Origin of the sequence: Cryobacterium sp. PH31-L1, assembly GCF_030063145.1 — a bacterium.
Lineage (GTDB): Bacteria > Actinomycetota > Actinomycetes > Actinomycetales > Microbacteriaceae > Cryobacterium.
The window spans coordinates 242,983-264,526 of the sequence record NZ_JASISM010000002.1 but is presented as its reverse complement, the minus strand read 5'-3'; the positions used below and the strand labels follow the sequence as shown (position 1 = coordinate 264,526).

Below are 21,544 nucleotides of genomic sequence, written 5' to 3'. Positions count from 1 at the left end.
TCGCGCCACACTGCCACACGAAGCCTACGCGTCACCAGACGCCCCCTTCAAAAATAGTCCAGTTTTTGTGCCCTACTTTTCTTAGGAATATTGGTCGACCTGGATCCATCACTCAATTATATCTCTAACAGGCTGCTTTTTGCAGAGGATGCAACGACGGTGTTGACGGACTTTGGCACACAATGCCCTGGGAGGATTCCGGCTTTGCGGTGCTGGCCTTATTACGTGCAGTCGCAGCATCTGGCTTGTTTACAAACTGCACCGAGGAATCTCTCGAGTCATTTCACCCGAAAATAAGATAGGGGCGATGATTGAGAATCGGAACAATGGTGCCTTCACGAACAATCGGCGAGGGCATAGAGCGACCTACATCTTTCCGCCCCTAACCGCTTGCCCTGCTGTCGGTTCGGCGACGCGGGTTAAGTGACCAGTTGAACCGCCGCCTTCTCTGACGATTATCGCAGTTCGAAATCGACGGGGCTGACATCGTAGATCCAAGAGTTCCGGAACCGACCGTTGTATCGACCGTCGATCCCTGCTCCGATTCCCCAGCTTGCGCGTTCGAAGTGGGCCACGGTCTGCGGTCAAATTCCGTTCTCTGGCTCCCGAAAATGCTCTTGGGCATCGCTTTGCCCTGCATGAACCGGTCAATCCCATCGAGCGCGCAACAGCTTGCTTGGTCGCCATCCACGGCACTTTGAGTTCCGCGGTCGATCTGAACCGTGACCTGCTCCGGTATCTCCATGCTGCGTGATTGTCATGGCGAGGTTTGTCCGTATCCGTGCGGGCTACGGCCCAGCCGCTTGCTGGGCGACTGTCGGCGTTGATCGCGGTCGCCCGGGCAACGTCCTCATGGCCGTAGAGCCGGTGCCAGATCAGCCACCATTTGCATATTGAAAGCCCCGTCGATCTGCTCTGCCTCGATGCGGTCGGCTACTTCAAAAGTAATCTCCGCGGAACAGAACCACTCTTCTTAAATCACCAGCGTCCGCGAGGAACGCACCGCCGCCTTTCAACGAATGGGGCCACACCTCCACCGACCCCCACTCGCCGCCGAGCTCGTCGACCGACTCATCTTCCGCGGCCACATTATCAACACCGATACGTGCCACCCCTCAAAACTACCCAATCCAAACCCCTCCTAGGCTCAGCGCCCAACCCCCAAATCGGGCGAAGTCGAAAAGCTACCGGGGTCAACTCAGCTTGCTATATCCAATCGAAAGCGGATTCCGAGTCTCTGGTGTTCTGAATTTTCCCGCCAGGACGGCAAGGGGGCTCACCCGAGTGGCGAGTGAAGACGGTCGAACAGGCCCTTCCAGAGAAGCCATTTAGTCACATCATCCGCAACAAAAACCAAACCCGAGTCCCCATATAGGTTTTTCCCCATAATGGGTGTTACCCTAAGACAAAGGCGATCAGGTAGGTCATTGCAGCCGACCGAGCGTTTCTGCAAGGGGCACCTGCACGAGTACGTCCGGACCAAAAGTCGACAGAAAACACGAGGCGACTAAAGATGAGCTTGGTGCCCGGGATAACGATACGAGACTCTCTAAAGTGACTGGGCTAATCGTCCATGAGTGGATCGAAAAACAGGGCGGCGCTGAACGCGTACTTGACCAAATGGTCAGGACGTTCCCGGACTCCGATATAGCCAGTCTTTGGAATGATGCACCAGATCGTTTCAAGAACACAAGGGTATTCGAAAGCTGGATGTCTAAGACGCCCCTTCGTAGTTTCAAGGCGATCGCGTTACCTCTGATGTCCGCGACTTGGCGATCATGGAGGGCTTCAACGGAATACGACTGGATTCTTGTGAGTTCTTACGTGTTCGCTCATCATGCTCAGTTTCGACATAAATATTACTCGCCTCGAAAATATGTATATGTCCACACCCCTGCACGTTACATCTGGGCTCCCGAACTGGATCCACGGGGCGACTCTGTCCTGGCAAGGGCGGTCTCACCGTCCCTTCGGTGGCTAGATCACGCCGCTGCTCGCGATGCCAGCTCGCTTGCTGCAAACAGCAAGTTTGTCTCAGAACGCATTCAGCGTTCCTGGGGTAGAGAGTCCCGAGTCATGTATCCACCAGTTGAAGTGGCTCACATTCAAGAGGAAAAAGACTGGGCAAACCGTGTGACAGCCGCGGAACAGGACCTTCTCGAACGGCTCCCCGACACCTTTTTGTTGGGTGCGTCGAGATTCGTCGAGTACAAGGCCTTAGACCTTGTAATAGACGCTGGGGCCCAGGTTGGGCTGCCAGTTGTGCTCGCTGGGAGTGGGCCCCTGGCAAGATATCTCGTTAACCGCGCGCAAAACGCCTCAGTGCCGGTAACCATAATCTCAGCCCCAAGCGACCAACTGCTTTATGCTTTGTACCAAAGGGCACTTGCTTTCATCTTTCCTCCGGTTGAGGATTTTGGCATCATGCCTGTCGAAGCAATGGCTGCCGGCTGCCCCGTCATCGTGAATCGTCGTGGAGGGACCACGGAATCGGTATCCACGGCGGTTTCCGGGTTCAAAATCGACAATTTCTCCGGAGCGGATCTGACAAACGCCATTTCGGCCGTGGCCAGTCTGAACAGAAACGAAATCCAGGCTTCCGTCTTGAGATTTAATTCGCAGCGTTTTCGAGCCGAACTAAAGTCTTGGATCGAGGGGCAAGAATTGCCGACAACTTTAGCGGCGCAAGAGCCCAGTCACGCCCAACTCTCACGATAAGTAAATCCACATCACTTTTCCAACTCCAGCCGACCCCGTATTAGGGTCCAAGGCGCCTCGCACAAGGGAAATCGCGCATTTTCGAATGCATTGAGGACCTATTCACCAGCTGTCGGACCTTGATTAGTGTGTGAGGAAATCCATCCGGCAAGTGTTCAACTTATGAGGGACATATGGACGACGTGAACGGGATTTCAGACAGAAGCGTTTTCACAAGAATTCAGATTACGATTGCAAACCTAAATTCATATTGAACCCAAGTCTCACTTGTTCACTACGCAAATTGGAAATAATCTAAATGAAGATACTGCTTACTGGAGGCGCCGGATACATTGGCTCGCATACGGCCGTAGAATTAATCGAAGCCGGGCATGAACTCGTCGTCATCGACAATCTGTCGAATAGTAGCGTCAAGTCCCTTCGCCGTGTAGAAGCGATAACTCAGCGCGACATAGTTTTCCATCGCGTGAACCTCGCAGATTTGTCCGGCGTGCGCGAGGTATTTTCTTCAGAGAGCATAGACGCAGTCATTCATTTTGCTGGGCTGAAATCCGTCAACACCTCTTTGCGCGATCCGATACGGTACTATCAAAATAACGTCGGCTCAACGCTAATACTCCTCCAAGTCATGGCTGAATTTGGCGTGCATAAACTTGTTTTTAGTTCTTCAGCAACGGTGTACGGAATTCCCCAGGAGCTGCCGGTATCCGAGACCGCGGGCGTCGGTTTCGGTATCACCAGCCCGTACGGTCGATCAAAATCTATGATCGAGCAAATCTTGACGGATGCGAGTCTGGCAGAGCCCAAGCTGCAGATAGCAATTCTGCGCTACTTCAACCCCATAGGGGCGCACGTCAGCGGGCGTATTGGTGAAGACCCTCGTAATACTCCAAGTAATTTACTGCCTTACGTAAGCCAAGTCGCAATCGGATTGCGAAAAAAAGTCGCGGTGTATGGCCAGCAGTATCCTACCACCGACGGAACAGGTGTTAGGGATTACATCCACGTCGTCGATCTTGCCCACGGTCACCTGCGAGCTCTAGATCACCTCCGCTCTGGCGTCTCGACATATAACCTAGGTACGGGCCGTGGCTATAGCGTACTTGAGGTCATAGAGGCATTTTCTCGAGTGAGTGGCAGAGATATTCCGCTGGAGATTGTTGCTGCACGATCAGGGGATGTGGCCATGTCCTTTGCCGACGTGGAGAAAGCTAAGAGAGAACTGGCGTGGGTTGCTGAAAGAACGCTGGATGACGCGTGCCGAGACGTCTGGCGGTGGCAGTTGCAGAATCCACGTGGATATGACGATTAATAGTTTCGTGGGACCTTCAAGATCCGCACACGCGGCAAAAGATGTCGACGCTCTTTGCGCCATACACACCCCGGAACAAGCATCCGCGGATACGCAACCCTATTTTGAAGCCAAAGGAGAAAACATGAGCCTTGTTGAAGAGGTACATTATTCGCTCACACGAGGCAGCCGTGCGTGTTGGGATGCGGGTGCATGCATTTTTGGTCCAGCTTAGTGAAACGGCCACGTGTCCTGATCAACGGAGCCTTTCGCGGTCAAACTGTTACCGGGCAGCAGCGATATGCAACTGAAGTCGCCAAGCGGCTCCTTGTAGGGGAGCGAATAGCGACGCGCGAAAAATCGCCAGTAGGTACAATTCGAAAATCGAAAGTCCTGACTTGGGGTTGGGCACTAATGTTAGCCTACCTGCCGCGTCTACGCGGCGAATGGCTGCTAACGCTGACCAGCAGGGGGCCGCTGACAGCGCGACGACATATGTTAGTTGTCCATGATCTATTTATCTTGGATCACCCTGAGTGGTTTTCTACTCTCTATGTTCGCACGCATGCTCCTATTTTCCGGTCGCAGCTCCGAAGCGCTTCACTTCTGATAGCCGTTAGCCAACCCGTCGCTGATTCCATTCGTGCTCGGTTCGGTGATCGCGAGATAGTCGTTGCGCCCAATGCTCCGGCTGACGTCTTCTCGCGAAAGCCCGGTCGCAGTGTGGATGGCCTTCTTGACCTCGGACTGACCGCGAAGAAATACATACTTTCAGTGGGGAGTCGTGATCCACGAAAGAATGCATCTGCCCTAATTCGCGCCCACGGAAGCTTGCCCTCATCGACACAGCTTGAATTTCCCTTGATTTTGGTGGGAGCCGGGGCATCAAGCGCGTTCGACACGAGTGCCACCCTTATCGAAACGGGTGTCCGTCATCTTGGGTACGTCTCGGACGAAATTCTAGCGATGCTTTATGCCCAAGCGCGATTGGTGGTCTTTCCTTCAATTGATGAAGGATTTGGTCTTCCGGCGATAGAGGCACTCGCCTGTGGGGCAGATCTTCTCGTCTCCGAAATTCCAGTACTCCGTTGGGTGTGCGGGCAGCATGCAGAGTACTTCTCTCTAGCTGATACTTCGGCATTGGTTAGAGCGCTGAGCCTGCTTATTCATGCTCCCTCCGCTGGTACAGGTACGCCAGAAGAGCGCAGCTCATATGCGACTGAAAGATTCTCTTGGTCGACCACCGTCAAAGTGATTGAAAATGCCATTGCTGACCAAACCTTACTTTGACGCAGATATTGGGGCTGCGGCCCGCAAATAGTCTTGGACGATGCGTCGACAATGTCGAGTTGCCCAAATTGCGTTCGCTCTACTCACTTCGATGATGGAGCCGAGGTCTTAAGCGGGGTCCAGGGGTCTGGACATGGGCGGTTGGGCCGTGTTGCGGTTTCGCGGATTCATGCGGTTTTTGTTTGATCTGTGCTGTTAATTTTGCCCAATTTGCGATAGAATCATGTTATACAAACACGTGTTTTAGCTGGGGGTGGAAGATGGATTCGATGACGGCCCAACTTCCCCTCCCGTTCGCTCCGGTATCTAACGCCAAGCACATTGGTGCTGCTGTTGACCTGGTCGAGGACGACGGCGGCGGGCAGGTGTTCCTGCACGGTATGTTGGTCTATGTATGGGACGCCGGCGAGCATGCGATGCGACGCTTTGTGGCGGTGAAGTTGTGGGACATGAAAACCGCGAAGATTGCCGAGATCGCTGCGGCGTTCGGGGTCCATGAAGACACCGTGTGGAAGTGGCACCGCACCCTCAATAGTGAGGGTTTCGCGGCGTTGTCCAGCGACAAACCCGGCCCGAAAGGCGGCTCCAAACTCACCGCCACGGTCATCACGCATATCCAGGAGTTAAAGAAGAAGACCGGGCTATCCAACCGGCGCATCGGCACGCAGGTTGGCGTCTCGGAATTCAGCGTCCGCCGCGCCCTCACCCTGACGCGCGCCGCCGAAGGCGCCGGAACCCCGGCGGTCGCGCCCGCCGCCATCGAACCGGTGGAACCCGCGCTGTTCGCCATGTCCGTGCCGGAAGAGTTACCCGTTCTGCCGGCCCCGACGGATCGCACCGCCGAACGTTTGGCAGCATCGGTCGGGTCGCTGACAGAGGTGCCGCCGGTCTTCGCGCCAGCGGCACGCGTCCCGCTCGCGGGCATGTTCTTCGCGCTCCCCGCATTGGAAACGACCCTGCTGCTGCGCTGCGCCCCGAAGGTATTCACTGGACTATCGAACCGGGTTTATGGGCTGAACACCCTGCTGCTGGAGGGTGTGCTGCGCACCCTGGTCGGAGAACCCCGGGCGGAAGGCGCCACCCGGCTGAACCCGAGCGCGTTCGGACGGGTCCTGGGGATGGACCGCTCCCCGGAGGTGAAAACCATCCGCCGGCAATATCAGGGCCTGGTGGACACCGGCAAAGTCCCCGAGCTCATGTCGCTGATCGCATTCGAACAGTTCGCGGCCGACAAGAACGCCGGCACCACAATGCTCGGAATCCTTTACGTCGACGGACATACTCGGGCTTACGAGGGTGGGAAGAAAATCGGCCGGCTGCATTCGACCCGGTTGAAGATGCCCGTCCCCGCCACCGAGGAAACCTGGGTTTCTGCGGCGAATGGGGACCCGTTGTTCATGGTCATGGCCCAGCCCAGCGCCTCCCTCGTCTCCGAACTCAAAGCCCTGGTCCCGAAGCTGCGGGCGATGATCGGCGACGACCGACGCATGCTGGTCGGGTTTGACCGCGGCGGCTGGTCCCCGACGATGTTCGCCCACCTGCACAAGGCAGGGTTCGACGTGTTGACCTGGCGCAAGGGCACCACCGGCGACGTTGACGGAACCCTGTTCCACGCGGAAACCTATGTTGACGAGCAGGGAACCACCCACACCTGGGACCGGGTCGCCGACACCGAGGTTGACGTGCTCCTCAGCGCGAAAACCGGTGACACCTTCAGCATGCGGCAGGTGTCCCAGATTGTCCCGTTCACTACGAGAACGGGTACGCGTCAGATCCACATCCTCACCACCCTGGACACCCAGAAAACCATGGGCACCGCTGAGGTCGTGTTCCGGATGGCCGCCCGGTGGCGCCAAGAGAACTACTTCCGATTCGGCCGGGAACGCTTCGCGCTCGATGCCCACGATTCCCACGCCAGCAGTGACGACGACGCGACACGTCTCGTGCCCAATCCCGCCAAGGCGAAAGCCAAACTCGTGCAGGACAACGCCCGCAACTACCGCGACGCCGTCGCCGGAACCGTGACGGCCGCCATGCTCGCGATCAACACCCCGACACCAGGCACCCAGGGCATAACGATCACGAACCAGATGCACAATGACATCCACGCACCCCTGCATGCCGCCGAAACCACGGTTGCCGCGGCCGAAGACACCTACCGGCAGCTACTCGCACGGGTTCCGCTCGGTGAGAGCCGGCCCGGGCAGCAGGTTCTGGATCAGGAGATGAAGCGCTTCACCCACATCATCCGAATGGCCGCCTTCAACACCGCCGTCACCCTGGCCCGAGAGATCCGCACCAACACCGGTTTCCAGCGCGCCGACCGCGAGGCCCACAACCTCGTTCGGCAGATCCTTAAGCAGCCCGGCGACATCGATCCCACCCAGCCCGGCATCCTCCGCATCACCCTGGATCCGATGCCGACCCCACGCGAAACCGCGGCCGTCCGTGAGCTCTGCACGAGCCTCACCGACACCGAAACCCACTATCCGGGCACCGACCTGATCCTGCAATATGCGATCAAAGACCGGCTCTGAGTTACGCCAGAAAATATCGCATCAAGCCCCCATGTCAGGACCCCCGGAACCGGGTGGTGCCGTCAGCGCCCGCGCAACGACGAACCGAAGACCGCGAAGGACTGCACGAAGTCATGCCCGGAGCTTCATCGCGACGGTTTGACCGGGTTGGCCACATCGCCATCCCTGCCAATTGCATCTCCCCGGAATAGCGGTACCAACAACGTGGACTACCCGTACCAGTTACGACTATCCGCCATGCTAGACCATTACCTGTGACCTAATGAATGTGGAAGGACTGTCGCCTGCGACAAATGGGGCCGTCGAACAAATTGACATAATCTAAAGGTAGAAACGCGCCGATCATCTTGTAAGCAGGAGTCCCCGGTCCGTATCTGTTGCTAGCATGCAGCCTTCAACACTGCGGTACTCTATTTTGGAGAGTACATACGCTTTTCTAGGACAATGGGTCACTTCCTAAATTCGTCGACCATTGGCAGGTCCGATTGCTGAGTGACAACACCTGCGAAATATCTGTCCGGCCCCAAGCACCCGTCCCTCACACAGTTCTACGGCAGGAACCATAATGCACTTCACCCGCAAGGAGACATAATAGTGACAGGTGTAAATCCAAACGTCTCGGTCGTAATCCCTTGTGGAGCGGAAATTCTCTACTTAAAAAAACAACTCATAGCCCTCTCTCAGCAAGACTTTCGGGGCTCCGTTGAGATTATTCTAAGTGACAATTATGGCAACCTCGATGAAAGCAATTTAGATGTCGTGGCCCTGCCTGCCAACTGGAGCCTAAAAGTTGTTGATTCAAGCGAGCGTGCGGGTGCGAGCCACGCACGGAATGTGGGCTGGAAGCACGCCACTGCACCCAGTGTTCTATTCTGCGATGCTGATGACGAAGTCGCGCCGATGTGGGTTTCATCCTTGATGGCGGCACTTGGGACATCGTCCTTGGTCGGAGGCCGTTTAGAGTACGAGCGCCTCAATCACCGGGTCGATGCAGCTTGGAGTGGGGGTCAAAGCGACGCGTTGCGCACAAAATTCAATCATCTGCCTTTCAATCCAACGTGCAATTTGGGTGTTCATCGCGATGTACTCGTCGCCATTGACGGCTTCGACACCGAGTTGGCTCGCGGCCAGGATATCGACTTTTGTTGGCGCGCTCAGTACCACGGAGGGACAATGGCATTTGCATCGTCTGCCGTCGTGCATTACAGGCTTCGGCAGGAGCGTTTAGAGTTGTGGAGTCAATCCTATTCGTACGGCCTTAGTGACGCCATCTTGATGAAGAAACATGCCGTTTGGGGTGCAAAACGCTTGATCAGGGATTCGAATAGAGAATTTCTCTCAGTTTTCAAATCAGGCTTGCAAGCTATACTTATACCCCGCTATGGACGCAAATTCATTTCCAGAATTGCAAACTTATCTGGGCGGATTGTTGGCACCCTTCGGCAACGCACTTGGGTCATATAGTGAGCCCCACGAACCCCGGACGTCCACTAAAGCGGATTAGTAATCTTGCGGCGGGTGAAATGCATTTGTGCTTCGTCCTTTCCAGCATAGGAAATTCAGACCACCTTGAAGATCTCGTGAATTCCTTGAAACAACAGACTGACGGAAATTTCACCTTAGGAGTCTGCGACCAGTCGTTAGATGCATCCGTTCGGCGCAGGATTGAAAACTCTGAAGGTTCGCTGCACGTTTTCCATACAGTTTCTCCAAGGGGCCTTTCTCGAGGGCGCAACAGCGTTATGCGAGCGGCACCCTTGACGGTCACTCATTTTGTATTTCCAAACGACACCAGCACCTTTGGGCGCAACTTTGTCGCCGACGTCAAGCACCGCCACAAGAATGCGGATGTCACGGTCCTAAGATACGTTGATAGCTCAGGCAGCAGGCATGCTTTTGCGTCCGCGGAGATTGATTTTGATCGCCGAAATATTTGGTATGTTTTGGAAGCCGCTATGGTGCTTTCGCGCCGCCTCATAGAGAGTGTGGGAATGTTTGATGAGGGGCTGGGTTCGGGAAGCACGGGGCCGTTTCAGTCCGGAGAAGGTACCGATCTTCTTCTTCGATCCAGAGCGGTTCTACCAACAGTCCACTGGGATGACGAGCTCCTTGTATCAGGCGTCGGCCAAGGCTATGGGCTTAGCGTGTCACAGCGCCGGGCCAAATTGCTTGCCTACGGCCGCGGGTACGGCCACTTACTTCGGAAGTACAACTATCCGATGTACTACCAAATCCGTTCATTGATGGGACCTATCGCGAATGTGATTTTGCGACGGCGACACGAGGGGGTCATGGATGCTCTCTGGTCTATGTGGGGTCGGGCAGAGGGCATCAGCGGCGTACTTACGCATGGAAAGAGCCCGCATTGACCCAACAAGCGGCGGGTCCGAATAGAGTGGCAAGTTTTATCCCACACCAACTATTGCCCCGCGATTTAGTCCGTCGCATCCTAGGCGGCGGCGCAGCATTGACCCTACTTTTAATCCTAGATAGCACAACCCTGCTAGCAGTTCTTCTGGGTTGGTATTTCGTTCTTGGAACGCAGTTTATTTTCTTTCGGAGAATTCGAATTGTGAGCTTGTTGTTCTTTGCTCTTACCTTGTACGCAACAACTGCATGGCTGGCCGCTGAGTATGCCGCTCAAAGCTTTCCACCCTGGCCCAGTCAGGCAGTGGTGCGTGAGGTTACTGCGACAGACCTCGGCGCGGTCGTACTCTCTTACTGCTTTATGGAAGTCTTTGTGGGCGGTCGCCGCCTCGCAGATTCAGTTTCGCGTGCCAGCGCTTTGGTTCGAGACCGAATCTCGAGAATTCGATCTACTGTTCCAGATTTCCTGCTCTCTCTACTACTCTTGGCCATTGGATTGGCAGACCTCTTTGAAGTTTTTCGCATTGGAATAATTCAGGTTCTGGCATCGGAACGACGCTCTTACGCGTCGGAGTTGTTATTAGGCGGTAATCATAATGTTCAGGTGGTTTGTATCTCCGCGACGGTTTTCTTAGCAGCAAGGTGGATTCTATCGAAGACGGGTTGGTTGCCGTTCTTGGCGGTCATTGTTGTTTGGACGCCATTCCTGTTCGTCGGCAGTCGAAAAGAGATCGCGACGACTGGGGCAATCTGCCTTATCATTTGTGGCATTAAATTCTCTCGTAGAATTGCTGCCACGGTCGCAATCGCTGCGGCTCTCGTACTTCTTGCGCCAGCGATACGTGGACGCAACCTGTTTAGTTCCTTACACGAATTCATCTTGCCGCAGTACATGCACGTGGCTCTCGAGATGGGGCTAGTGCCTTCGACTCTGGGGGGAGAATTTTGGGAACGTGCGCAGTTTCTTCTACCTGAATTCATGCGTGTCACGGAGCTGGATGCTTTAGGTAGGGAGTTCTCCGACCTTCGTCTGACCGGAGTCGGGGTCGGTGCCAGTCCATTCGCTGAGGCACAACTGAACGACTTTTTGCCGACGACAGAGTTGAGCTTTGCTGGTCTGTTTCTCGGGATTATCGTCTTAACTGTATGGTCTTCTAGGCATATGCCAATAGTTACTGTTTTCTCGTATGGTCTTCTATTCGTGTATGGGCGAAGCGACTTTTGGACGTTTGCTTTCTTTGTTCTTTACGGCGCTGCGCTGCTTGCATTTTTCTGCGCTGTTCAGTTCCCATCGAACATTCTTCAGCTCAGGAATCCGCAAGGCAATCACTCTGGCGCTCTCGCCAGCTACCGGCGCCAAGGGCACAAAGGCGATTGAGTGGGACGGCGTAATCGGAGACGCGAATCCGGGCACCGCTTTTACGCGGTCACGCGGTCACGCGGTCACGCGGTCAGCATAGTGCCGGACGACGGCGCCGGCCTTATCGATGCCCCGGTACGGTTCGAGAACGTCGCCATCACCGTCGTCGACGAACGCGTGTGACGCCACCACCCACAAGCGCGGAAAGTTTGCCACCGTGATCATCGACCCCGCGCCCATTCGCCTTCTGTCAGGGCCGAGAAATCGTGCGAGAGAGTGCGCGCAGCCGCATCGCGTGGTGCCGTCAACGCTTGAAACTGTCAGCCTTACTGGCCTACTTTTCGAAGAGCGCTGACATGCACTCCAAATTGTGCAGAGCCATTCTGACTTCACATTTTCTGTGGGAGGTGTCTCCTGTGGTCCGCACTAACGAGTAGGGCGTTACGATTCTATGGCGCAGTGAGCTCCGCAACTTCACCAAAGACGGCGCCAAATCATTGAAACATCCTCGCGGCGCCGGCGTCTCGCGATTGGTACCTTCACGCCATCGCATCTTGCTGGATAGGTGCGACCTTCTGGCGACGACCACGCATCTTCTTCTCGATAGGTTTCTCGACAAACTCACATAGGACCGCGGCCGTCACGATCGAGATAGCTAATGCAACGAGAGTAGTAAGCCACCACGGCGCACCGACCGTTCGGGTGTTTAGACCGATGACGACACGGAGCACGATGAGGTGGATCAGGTAAAACGCGTACGACCACTCCCCAAGAATGACGAGTCGCTTCCGTCCAAAGAAAGTACGCTTCGCGTGCAAGTCAGAGGCTGCCGCGGCCGCGAGAAGAAGCAGGAACGGAACGATAGAGGCGGCCACAAGATACGCCCAGATTGGAAGCCAATTCGACGAGATAGAGACTGCGACAGCGACAGCAACAGCCCCCCAGGTGGGTATGGAAGTTCGCACGCCGCGCCTGAACATGAATCCGAGCGTCACTCCAGCAATGAACTCAAAGAGACGAGTGCCCGGGAAAACATATGTCAAGTAATAGTCGGCACCTTCCGTGCTGTCGGGATGAAGCATGATCGGAATTAATATCACAACTACGACTGATAAGACCAAAATCGCTGAAAGCCATCGCGGACTCAATTTGCCGAGCAATATTACAAGCAGCGGAAACATTAAGTAGAAGAATGCTTCTGCGGACAGAGACCAGCCTACGGAGTTGCCGGCGAAATATATTCGCTCTTGCGGAGACCATGTTTGCACTAAGAATAGCGACGGAAGAATATCAAGTAAGCGTGATTCATTTAGCACGATTTCGTAAGCCGCTCCGATCGACCACGCAATCCAATACAGCGGCAGTATGCGGGCTCCCCGTCGGCGATAGAAGCGTCCCACAGAGTCATCTCCTCGGAGCGACCACGCTAAGACGAATCCGGAGAGCATGAAGAAGAAGGAAACTCCTTGGTTACCGGCGTCTGTGATGTGGCCAAACCAGTCAGGCGACGCCTGCCAAGTGGCTGCATGGTGCAGGAAGACTGCCAGAGCGGCGAAGGCTCGTAGACCCGTTAGTGAGTCCAGTCGGATCGATCCGATTGGTTGCATTAGTGTGTTTCCCCCGAAAGTCATACTTTGCATAATAACTGTGGATTAGCTTTGGCTAGGCACCCCTGATGACGGCGAAGGCAGACGTCGCCGCGTCCCGCCCGGTCTGCGGGTGAGATCGAAGACCTTTACACTGGGTACGTCGGCGAGCGCGTGGCCTCGGAAAAGAGCACCAATAGCGGCTCTTTGGGTATCGGATCGGGCTCATACGAGGTGCGACCGATGCCAACGGCAATGGTGCCGTCGTGCATGGCGGCGCGCCGTTCGATTTGATGCATTTACGTTTTCGCACGTGATTGCGGGCTTGTGTTGAGGCGCGGCTGGCGCCCGCTTTCATGGAGGTCCAGACTGCCGGGGGTATTGAACTCTCTGACCCAGTTTGTTGCCGACGGTGTCGCGGCTCGCACTCCCTCGATGTGACCGCGAGCGATGAGATCGTCAACTTCGGCTCGTCCCTGTCGCCAGCGCGCAATCACGATGTCCACAAATCGAGTTGTACGAGTGGCCGGGCCTGCACCGTTTTGATAAATCCGTCGTCAGCGCGCTGCCATCGGTTCGGTGAGATCACGTTGATGCTCACCTCACGACCCAGCGTTTTCGTTGCCTCGAGTGCTATCGGGAAAACTGGCTTGGTTCGACGTCGCCGACCACCAGCAGGTCAATGTCGTTTGGATCGGTCCCCGGCTCGCCGTTCAGACGAGCGGCCCACGAACCGTAGATGTACGCCGCATCGATACCGGGCAGACCGCGCAGCAGATCGGGAATGACGACAGTCGGCCCATATCCGTAGGTGACTATTTGCTTGAGGGCTGCATAGAGCGGATGTCCCTCGTTGGCACGGATCATGCGGTTGCGTCCCACGCGGCGTTCGGTCAGATAGCCACCCTGTACGAGACGATCGACATCTCTCAGGGCAGTGGGCAACGTGGCTTCAGCCAAACGTGCAAGCTCACTCACGCTGACCTCTCGCTGCGGGTGCGCGAAGAGCTGAGCCAATAGACGGCCTTGGGTGTCAGACCGCAGGATTGGGCTCAGCAGGGGGACAGACGGTTTCATAAAAGAAAGCATGTGCGATCTTTATTGGAAGTCAAGCGGGCGCTGCGCCGCGATTCATTCCGTCGGCCCCTGACCGCTCCGCCAAGCCGAATTAGCTCGCGGCCTGCATGAATGACGGCATCTCGGGCTGCGGCGCCGCTGCGCGCCCGCGTGGCAGCGAACGCTGGCAGGTGGTTCGGAGTTGCTGCCCGTCAGCATCCGTTTGTCGGCTGTCATGCAGTTGTCGAGGCGGTCCCTACGCGTCGGCAGCCGCGCTTGCCGGTTCGGTGCCCTTCTGCCAGGGCCACTGGCCCGTGATCTCGAGCTCGAGGGACCAGCTGAGAAAGGTTCGAATGAGAATGATGCCCGCCAGCACCCCGACGCTTTCGGCGGTTGGGGTGACGGCGACCGTGCGAATGATGTCCGCGGCCACCAGCAGTTCAAGCCCGAGCAAAATGGAACGGCCCAGAAAGCGCCGAAACCGGCCGTAGACGTCGGATTGCCGCCGCAGGAGCCGGCTCAGGGCGAAGACCGTGGCCAGCACGACGCCCAGCACGACGGCGATGACTCCGGCCGCATCCACGGCTTTACCGGCCGTCTCGATCCACTCTTGAAGGTTCACGTCGCCTTCCCTTCAGCTTTCGTCGGTGCGTGAACGTTTAGGCCGACGCGGTGGGGCCGCGCGGGGGTCATTCGACTGTCCGAGGCGCATCCGGTGTCGCTTCGTGGTGCCGCAGACCCTGCGTGCGGCGGTCTTCTTTCATCTCCGCCTCGTAGAGGTGCCGGCGGCCATCGCCCAGAACCTGCCGAACGCGTGCCTCGGTCGATTTGATCTCGCTGTAGTAGTTGTCGTCGTAGTCCTCGACGATCTGAAAGGTCCAGCGCCCATCGATCACGTTGCGGCCCACCAGGGTGCGATCGATCTGCTCGGCAATGCTCGGGTGGCCGGCGTCCCTCAGCAATTGCACCGCCTCGCCCAACGCGAGATCTCCCTTTCCGGTGAGCCGGTGAAACCCATACAACAGGCCGCGGGCATGCTCGATGGTCTCGAGCGCTTCGGAGAGCTTGCCGAGCGCCGCTACCTCGGCGTCGGTCATGCCGGCGGGGCGCCGGTGCGCGGCATCCGGCGCGTCGTCAGCCTGAGCAGCGTCAGCCTGCGGAGTGTCGGCCTGGGGAACGTCGGCCCGGCCGGGAATCACCGGCACACCCCGCAGAGTGGCCGTGCATTTGAACCGTGCCTTGCTTGCAGCATGCAATCTCCCCTGCCCATCGGTGCACTGGTGCAGATTGTGCTGCGCATTGGCAACTCCGTCAAGCGGCACGACCCTCTCTCGGGGGCTGGACAGCTACTTTGCGAGGGAGAAACGTAAGGCGTACTAAACGTTTGGGGAACACCGTGCTATCCATTGCCTATGTGAGCGCCGCGGCGACCGCGATGAGCGACGACGATATTGCCGCAATTTTGGTGCAGGCGCGAGCGAATAACGTTGCGCACCGGCTCACCGGCGCCCTCATTTATCACGATCGCAAATTCATTCAAATCATCGAGGGGCCCGACCAGGAGGTTCGCTCCCGGTTGCAGGCCATCACCGCCGACCCGCGCCATCGCAGCATCCATATGGTCAGTGAAGAATCGATAACGCAACGCCAATTTCCCGAGTGGACCATGGGCTTTCGCCCCCTCTCCGACACTGCGGTGAAAAACTTGGCCGGATACGACGACATCTTCGATGGGGCTACCGGCGAAGTGCATCTGGAACAGGATTCCGAGCAGGCGCAGGCCCTTCTTGAATGGCTCGCCCGGTACTGGTTCTCCCCCGTCTCAGCCTAGGAGCGGGGTAGCGATGGCGGCCTGCGGGCCGGCCTCGCCACCAAGGGCGGCGACCAGGCGCTCACGGGCTCGGCCCAAATGGTCGTCGAGCAGCTGGGCGGCGGCCTCGCCGTCGCCAGCCTCGAGAAGTTCGAGAATGCGCTGGTGTTCGGCATGAATGAGCCCAGGCTCAAGCAGGTTCAATGACTGCACCCGCGTCATGCAGAGGCGTACCTCGCTCATGAGCGATTGATACATCTTGTTCACACGCTCGCTACCGACAGCATCGATGAGGCTCAGGTGAAAGCGAATATCGGGCTCAATAAGGTCCATCGGCGAACCCGCGGTAAGGTTGGCAATCTCTTGGTTGGCGGCGACGGCACCCGTAGGTGCCAGTTTCTGTGCTGCGAGCCGGCGCACAATTTCGCTTTCTAAATACGCGCGGGCCAGGTAGATGTCGCGCACGGCGTCCGGTCCGAGAACGGCCACCCGGGCGGTCTTGTGCAGACCACGCATGAGCAGGCCCTCGCCCACGAGTCGTTCGATCGCGGCTTTCGCAGTGGGTCGGGCGACGTTGTAGGAGGCAGCGATCTCGGTTTCGGTCAGCGCAACCTCGGGGGTTAACTCCCCCGAAAACAGGCGATTGCGAAGGTCAGTGGTGATGGCGTCGACGATGGACGTCGCCGCGACGGGGATGCGCACGAGGGCTCACCTTTCATAACGGAGGAGCATTCATCATGCCAGACCAGTCAACCTGGCACATTGACTTACGTGCACACTTGTTAGACAATCAATGAGTCGTTACGCCTGTGACGCGTTCTCAGTGTGGAGACCAATGTTGTTACGTCGTACAGACCTTTTTGAACAGATCACCGATCCCATCTTCGGCAACCTGCTGTTGTCGGCCCTCTGCGCCGCCCTCCCTCTCGCGCTCTTGTTTGTGCTTCTTGGCGTGTTTCGCATAAAGGCCCATAAGGCCGCTCTCGCGAGCCTGCTGCTCTCGATCGTGCTGGCCATCGTGGGCTGGCAGATGCCGATGGGCCAGGCCATAAGCGCCGCCGCCGCCGGAGCCTTCTATGGACTGTTCCCCATCTTGTGGATTCTGGTCAACGCGCTGTGGATCTACAAGCTCACCGTGGCCACCCCGTGGTTTGAGGTGCTGGGCCGCACCATCCGCTCCATCACCAATGACCTGCGCATTCTTTCTATTCTCATTGCGTTCTGTTTCGGCGCGCTGCTCGAATCGCTCGCCGGCTTCGGCGCCCCGGTGGCCATCTCGGCCGCGATGCTCATGGCCGCCGGCATGAAACCGTTGAAATCTGCGCTGGTCTCCCTGCTCGCCAACACCGCCCCGGTGGCCTTTGGCGCCATGGCAGCACCGATCATTGCTCTCAACGGAGTTACCGGTTTGCCCATTCACGACCTCGCCCAGATGGCCGGCCGCCAGACGCCGTTCGTTGCCGTTCTCGTTCCGCTGATTCTGGTGTTTATGGTTGACGGCAAGCGCGGTCTCAAGCAGACCTGGCCGGTAGCCCTCGTAGCCGGCGTGGTCTTCGGCCTGGCCCAGTTCGTCACCTCCAACTTCTTCGCCGTGGAGCTGACCGATGTCGTGGCCGCCGTCGCCACCGTAGCCGTCGTGCTCATCATGCTGCGGTTCTGGCAGCCGCGGGAGATCATCGGCATAACGGATGCCGGTGCGCCGCCGGCCGAGGCCCGCCCGGCCGCTGCGCCCACGGCATCGGCTGGCCGCGCTTCGTCTGCCGCTGGGCCTGCCGCTGGGTCTGGGTTTGGGTCTGCGCCACCCACGACCTCCACGTCATCGCCGGCTCCCATGACCGGCTCGACCGCCGTGCTGGAGAAAACCATCCGCCCGCCGGCCGGCCAGGTGTGGAAGGCCATCGCTCCGTACCTCGTGATTATGATCGTCTTCTCGGTCGCGCAGATTCCCGCCGTGAAAACCTGGCTCGGTCAGGTCGGCAGCGTGACGTTTTCCTGGCCCGGGCTCGACGTGGTCACCGCCGGCGGAGAACCCGTGGCCGCCCAGACCTTTAAGCTCGACCACCTGAAGGCCACCGGCACCCTGCTCATGCTCTCGGGCATCATCACCATGATGATGTATGGGCTGTCGGTTCGCCGCGGCCTCGCCATCTACTGGCAGACGCTCGTGCAGCTGCGCTGGACCATCGTGACCGTCACGAGCGTGCTCAGCCTCTCCTTCGTCATGAATCTCTCGGGCCAGACCAACTCGCTCGGCGTTGCCCTTGCCACCACCGGCGCGTTTTTTGCCGTGCTCTCCCCCGTAATCGGCTGGTTGGGCGTGGCGCTCACCGGCAGTGACACCTCGTCGAACTCGCTGTTTGGCCAGTTGCAGGTTTCCGCCGCCAACCAGACCGGGCTGTCGCCGGTCTTGATGGCTGCCGCGAACAGCTCGGCCGGGGTTCTCGGCAAGATGCTCAGCGTGCAGAACCTGGCCGTGGCCGCCGCCGCCGTGGGCATGGCCGGCGAGGAGGGCACGCTGTTTCGCAAGCTCATCGGCTGGAGCCTTGCGCTACTCGTGCTCATCACCGTGCTGATCGTTCTGCAGTCCACTCCCGTACTGGGCTGGATGGTTCCGTAAATGCCGACCTCCACCGCAACGCCACTGGTGAGTGCGCTACAGCAGGCCGTGACCGATCCCGCCCGCGTGCTGACCCGGGACATCGACCGGCACGCCAACGCGCACGACGCCTCGCACTTTCTGCTCGTGCCGCAGGCGGTTGTCGTGGCCAGCGACGCGCACGAAATGGGCCAGCTTCTGGCCGCGAGCGCCGCGCAGGGTGTTCCACTCACCTTTCGCTCTGGAGGGACCAGCCTGAGTGGCCAGGCCCTGACCGACGGCGTGCTGGTCGACGTGCGCCGCAACTTCAAGAAGATCGAGGTACTCGACGGTGGCGCCCGTGTACGCGTGCAGCCCGGCGTGACCGTGCGGGCGCTGAACAACCGGCTCGCCCGCTACGGCCGCAAATTGGGGCCAGACCCGGCGAGCGAAATTGCCTGCACCATTGGCGGCGTCATTGCCAATAACTCTTCGGGCATGGCCTGCGGCACGAGTGACAACACCTATCGAACCCTCGAATCGGTCACCGTGGTGTTGCCGAGCGGCACGGTGATCGATACCGGGGCAGCGGATGCCGACGAGCGGCTGCGCGCGCTCGAACCCGCACTCCACGCCGGGCTCGTGCGGCTGAGGCAGCGCGTGTGCGGCGACCCGGCATCCGTCGCCACGATTCGGCACCAGTTTTCCATGAAGAACACCATGGGTTACGGCGTGAACAGCCTGCTCGACTTTGAGCGGCCGGCCGATATTCTCGCGCACCTCATTGTGGGCAGCGAGGGCACGCTCGGGTTTGTGGCCGAAGCCGTCTTTCGTACGGTTGCCAAGCTCGCCCACGTCACCACGAGCCTCATGATTTTCGACGACCTCGAAGCGGCCAATGCGGCGCTGCCGGCGCTGGTGTCGACCGGCGCCGCCACGCTGGAACTGATGGATGCCCTGTCGCTGAAGGTGGGGCAGAGCCTTCCCGATGCTCCCCCGATTATTGCCGGTTTGGCCGTGCGCGCCCACGCTGCGCTACTCGTGGAATATCACGCCGACAGCCCCGAACTGTTGACCGACCTGCAGGCCACGGGCGAGACGCTCGCTGGCAGCCTGGGGCTTTCGAGCCCGGCACATTTTAGCGCCGATGCGGCCGCGCGAGCCCAGATGTGGCATCTGCGAAAGGGCCTCTACGCCGCCGTGGCCGGAGCTCGGCCGCAGGGCACCACCGCGCTGCTCGAAGACGTGGTGGTGCCGGTTCCCGCACTGGGCCGCACCTGCATCGAGCTAATCTCGCTCTTTGACAAGTATGCCTATCGCGACAGCGTGATCTTTGGGCATGCCAAGGACGGCAACATTCACTTCATGCTCACCGACAGCTTTGCCGGGTCTGCCTCCCTCGACCGGTACCGCGATTTCACCGAAGACATGGTGTCGCTGGTGCTCGGCGAGGGCGGATCGCTGAAGGCCGAACACGGCACCGGCCGCGTGATGGCGCCCTACGTGCGCCGGCAGTATGGCGACGAGCTCTACGACGTGATGCGCCAGATCAAACTGCTCTGCGACCCCGCGGGCCTACTCAACCCCGGCGTGCTCATGAATGATGATGCCGAGGTGCACCTGCGCAACATCAAGAGCACCCCACCCGTGGCCGAACTCGTGGACCGCTGCGTGTCGTGCGGCTACTGCGAACCGGTCTGCCCGAGCCGCGAGATTACGCTCACACCCCGGCAACGCATTGTCACCCTGCGCGCTATTGAACAGGCGCGCCTGGATGGCGACACCGCGTTGGCCGCTTCACTCACGAAAGATTACGACTACAACGCCGTGCAAACCTGCGCGGTCGACGGCATGTGCCAAACGGCGTGCCCGGTGAACATTGACACCGGTCTGCTCGTGAAGAGCCTGCGCGCCGCCGATGCCACTGCGGTGGCCGGCGCGGTGTGGAACGCGGCGGCCACAAGCTGGGGCACGGTCACCCGTGGCGCCGGGCTGGCGTTATCGGTGGTGCAGAAGGTACCGACTCCGCTTGTGCTCGGGCCGAACAAGCTGGCGCGCGCGGTGCTCGGGGCAGACACGGTGCCGCTGTACTCGGGCGAGCTGCCGGCGGGCGGGGTATCGAGGGCGCGCAAGAGGCCGCCAGCTGCGGCATCCGTGGTGTATTTTCCCGCCTGTGTCAGCACCATGTTTGGGCCAGCGGATGCCGCCACCCCCGGCGTGCAACTGAGCTTCGAGGAGCTGTGCGAGCGCGCGAATATTACCCTGCTCGTGCCGCCGGCCATCGACAGTCTGTGTTGCGGAACCCCGTGGGCGTCGAAGGGCATGGCCGCCGGCCAGGCCAGTATGCGCGCCCGCACACTGGCGGCGCTGCATGCGGCCACAAACAACGGCGACCTCACGATCATCTGCGATGCGTCGTCGTGCACCGAGGGGTTGCGACAGACCATCGAGAGTGACACCAGCGAGAATCGACTCACCGTGATGGACGCGCTGGAGTTCGCTGCCCTGAACATTCTGCCGTCGCTGCCCGCCTACGCAAAGCTCGACTCGTTGGCCTTGCACCCCACCTGCTCGTCAACACGCATGGGAATAAACGATGCGCTTCAGACCGTGGCCAGTGCCGTCGCCGACCGGGTCGACGTGCCGGAAGGCTGGGGATGCTGCGGCTTTGCCGGAGACCGCGGCATGCTGCATCCGGAGTTGACGGCGTCGGCGACCCGGGTTCAGGCCGCCGAGGTGGTGGCGCTCGGAGCCACCGCGCACGCGTCGTGCAACCGCACCTGTGAGCTCGGCATGACCCGGGCCACCGAGGAGCCCTACCGGCACATACTGGAGTTGCTCGCCGACCAGACTCGCCCGGCGTAAGACGCGGCGAGCAGATGGCGCGGTGCGCCCTTCCCGAGATGGTCAGAGCGGTCTAGTCTCACTAGATTCGACCTGAACAAACGAAGGAA

At 58.8% G+C, this 21,544-nt stretch carries 16 protein-coding genes; 9 read left to right on the top strand and 7 right to left on the bottom strand.

Annotation, left to right across the window (positions count from 1 at the left end):
* Positions 1-938: 938 nt before the first annotated feature.
* Positions 939-1,112, bottom strand: coding sequence for a hypothetical protein (locus QMF22_RS05590; RefSeq protein ID WP_283451227.1), 174 nt, complete (start codon positions 1,110-1,112; stop codon positions 939-941).
* Between the two features lie 964 nt (positions 1,113-2,076).
* On the opposite strand from QMF22_RS05590, the gene QMF22_RS05585 reads away from it, so the two are divergent.
* From QMF22_RS05585 to QMF22_RS05560, 6 genes are all read left to right on the top strand, one after another.
* Positions 2,077-2,718, top strand: a complete 642-nt coding sequence (locus QMF22_RS05585) for a glycosyltransferase (RefSeq protein ID WP_283451225.1) — start codon at positions 2,077-2,079, stop codon at positions 2,716-2,718.
* A 298-nt stretch (positions 2,719-3,016) separates the two neighbouring features.
* On the top strand, positions 3,017-4,030 hold the full coding sequence (gene galE, locus QMF22_RS05580) for a UDP-glucose 4-epimerase GalE (protein ID WP_283451223.1): 1,014 nt from the start codon (positions 3,017-3,019) through the stop codon (positions 4,028-4,030).
* 192 nt (positions 4,031-4,222) lie between these two features.
* Positions 4,223-5,299 carry a glycosyltransferase family 4 protein gene (locus QMF22_RS17360; RefSeq protein WP_349357075.1) on the top strand — a complete coding sequence of 359 codons (1,077 nt, stop codon included), beginning with the start codon at positions 4,223-4,225 and terminating at the stop codon, positions 5,297-5,299.
* Positions 5,300-5,568: 269 nt separating this feature from the next.
* On the top strand, positions 5,569-7,836 hold the full coding sequence (locus QMF22_RS05570) for a putative transposase (protein ID WP_283451219.1): 2,268 nt from the start codon (positions 5,569-5,571) through the stop codon (positions 7,834-7,836).
* A gap of 594 nt (positions 7,837-8,430) precedes the next feature.
* Entirely contained in the window at positions 8,431-9,300 is an 870-nt protein-coding gene (locus QMF22_RS05565; RefSeq protein ID WP_283451217.1) for a glycosyltransferase family 2 protein, read from the top strand.
* Between the two features lie 901 nt (positions 9,301-10,201).
* A complete protein-coding gene (locus QMF22_RS05560) occupies positions 10,202-11,581 on the top strand; it encodes a hypothetical protein (RefSeq protein ID WP_283451215.1) in 1,380 nt (459 codons plus the stop codon).
* Positions 11,582-11,638: 57 nt separating this feature from the next.
* Here QMF22_RS05560 and QMF22_RS05555 read toward each other — a convergent pair whose 3' ends face one another.
* The 5 genes from QMF22_RS05555 to QMF22_RS05535 form a co-directional block, all read right to left on the bottom strand.
* The gene (locus QMF22_RS05555; RefSeq protein WP_283451213.1) at positions 11,639-11,788 is read right to left on the bottom strand and encodes a hypothetical protein; all 150 of its coding nucleotides are present in this window, start codon (positions 11,786-11,788) and stop codon (positions 11,639-11,641) included.
* 314 nt (positions 11,789-12,102) lie between these two features.
* Entirely contained in the window at positions 12,103-13,170 is a 1,068-nt protein-coding gene (locus QMF22_RS05550) for an acyltransferase family protein (RefSeq protein ID WP_283451212.1), read from the bottom strand.
* 612 nt (positions 13,171-13,782) lie between these two features.
* Positions 13,783-14,127, bottom strand: coding sequence for a nucleotidyltransferase domain-containing protein (locus QMF22_RS05545; RefSeq protein ID WP_283451210.1), 345 nt, complete (start codon positions 14,125-14,127; stop codon positions 13,783-13,785).
* Positions 14,128-14,461: 334 nt separating this feature from the next.
* Positions 14,462-14,827, bottom strand: a complete 366-nt coding sequence (locus tag QMF22_RS05540) for a DUF1622 domain-containing protein (RefSeq protein WP_283451208.1) — start codon at positions 14,825-14,827, stop codon at positions 14,462-14,464.
* Positions 14,828-14,894: 67 nt separating this feature from the next.
* Positions 14,895-15,302: a hypothetical protein gene (locus tag QMF22_RS05535; protein WP_283451648.1), complete on the bottom strand. Its 408-nt coding sequence runs from the start codon at positions 15,300-15,302 to the stop codon at positions 14,895-14,897.
* 299 nt (positions 15,303-15,601) lie between these two features.
* Here QMF22_RS05535 and QMF22_RS05530 point away from each other — a divergent pair, with 299 nt between their 5' ends.
* Positions 15,602-16,036 carry a BLUF domain-containing protein gene (locus QMF22_RS05530; protein WP_283451206.1) on the top strand — a complete coding sequence of 145 codons (435 nt, stop codon included), beginning with the start codon at positions 15,602-15,604 and terminating at the stop codon, positions 16,034-16,036.
* On the opposite strand, the gene QMF22_RS05525 is transcribed toward QMF22_RS05530, so the two are convergent.
* Complete coding sequence (locus tag QMF22_RS05525) at positions 16,028-16,717, bottom strand: GntR family transcriptional regulator (RefSeq protein ID WP_283451204.1); 690 nt, start codon at positions 16,715-16,717, stop codon at positions 16,028-16,030. The two genes, QMF22_RS05530 and QMF22_RS05525, sit on opposite strands and share 9 nt — an antisense overlap.
* Before the next feature lie 133 nt (positions 16,718-16,850).
* Here QMF22_RS05525 and QMF22_RS05520 point away from each other — a divergent pair, with 133 nt between their 5' ends.
* Both QMF22_RS05520 and QMF22_RS05515 read left to right on the top strand, forming a co-directional pair.
* A complete protein-coding gene (locus QMF22_RS05520; RefSeq protein WP_283451202.1) occupies positions 16,851-18,632 on the top strand; it encodes an L-lactate permease in 1,782 nt (593 codons plus the stop codon).
* Positions 18,633-21,455 (top strand): FAD-binding and (Fe-S)-binding domain-containing protein, encoded by a 2,823-nt coding sequence (locus QMF22_RS05515; protein WP_283451201.1) that lies wholly within the window; start codon positions 18,633-18,635, stop codon positions 21,453-21,455. It begins immediately after the preceding gene.
* Positions 21,456-21,544 lie beyond the last annotated feature (89 nt).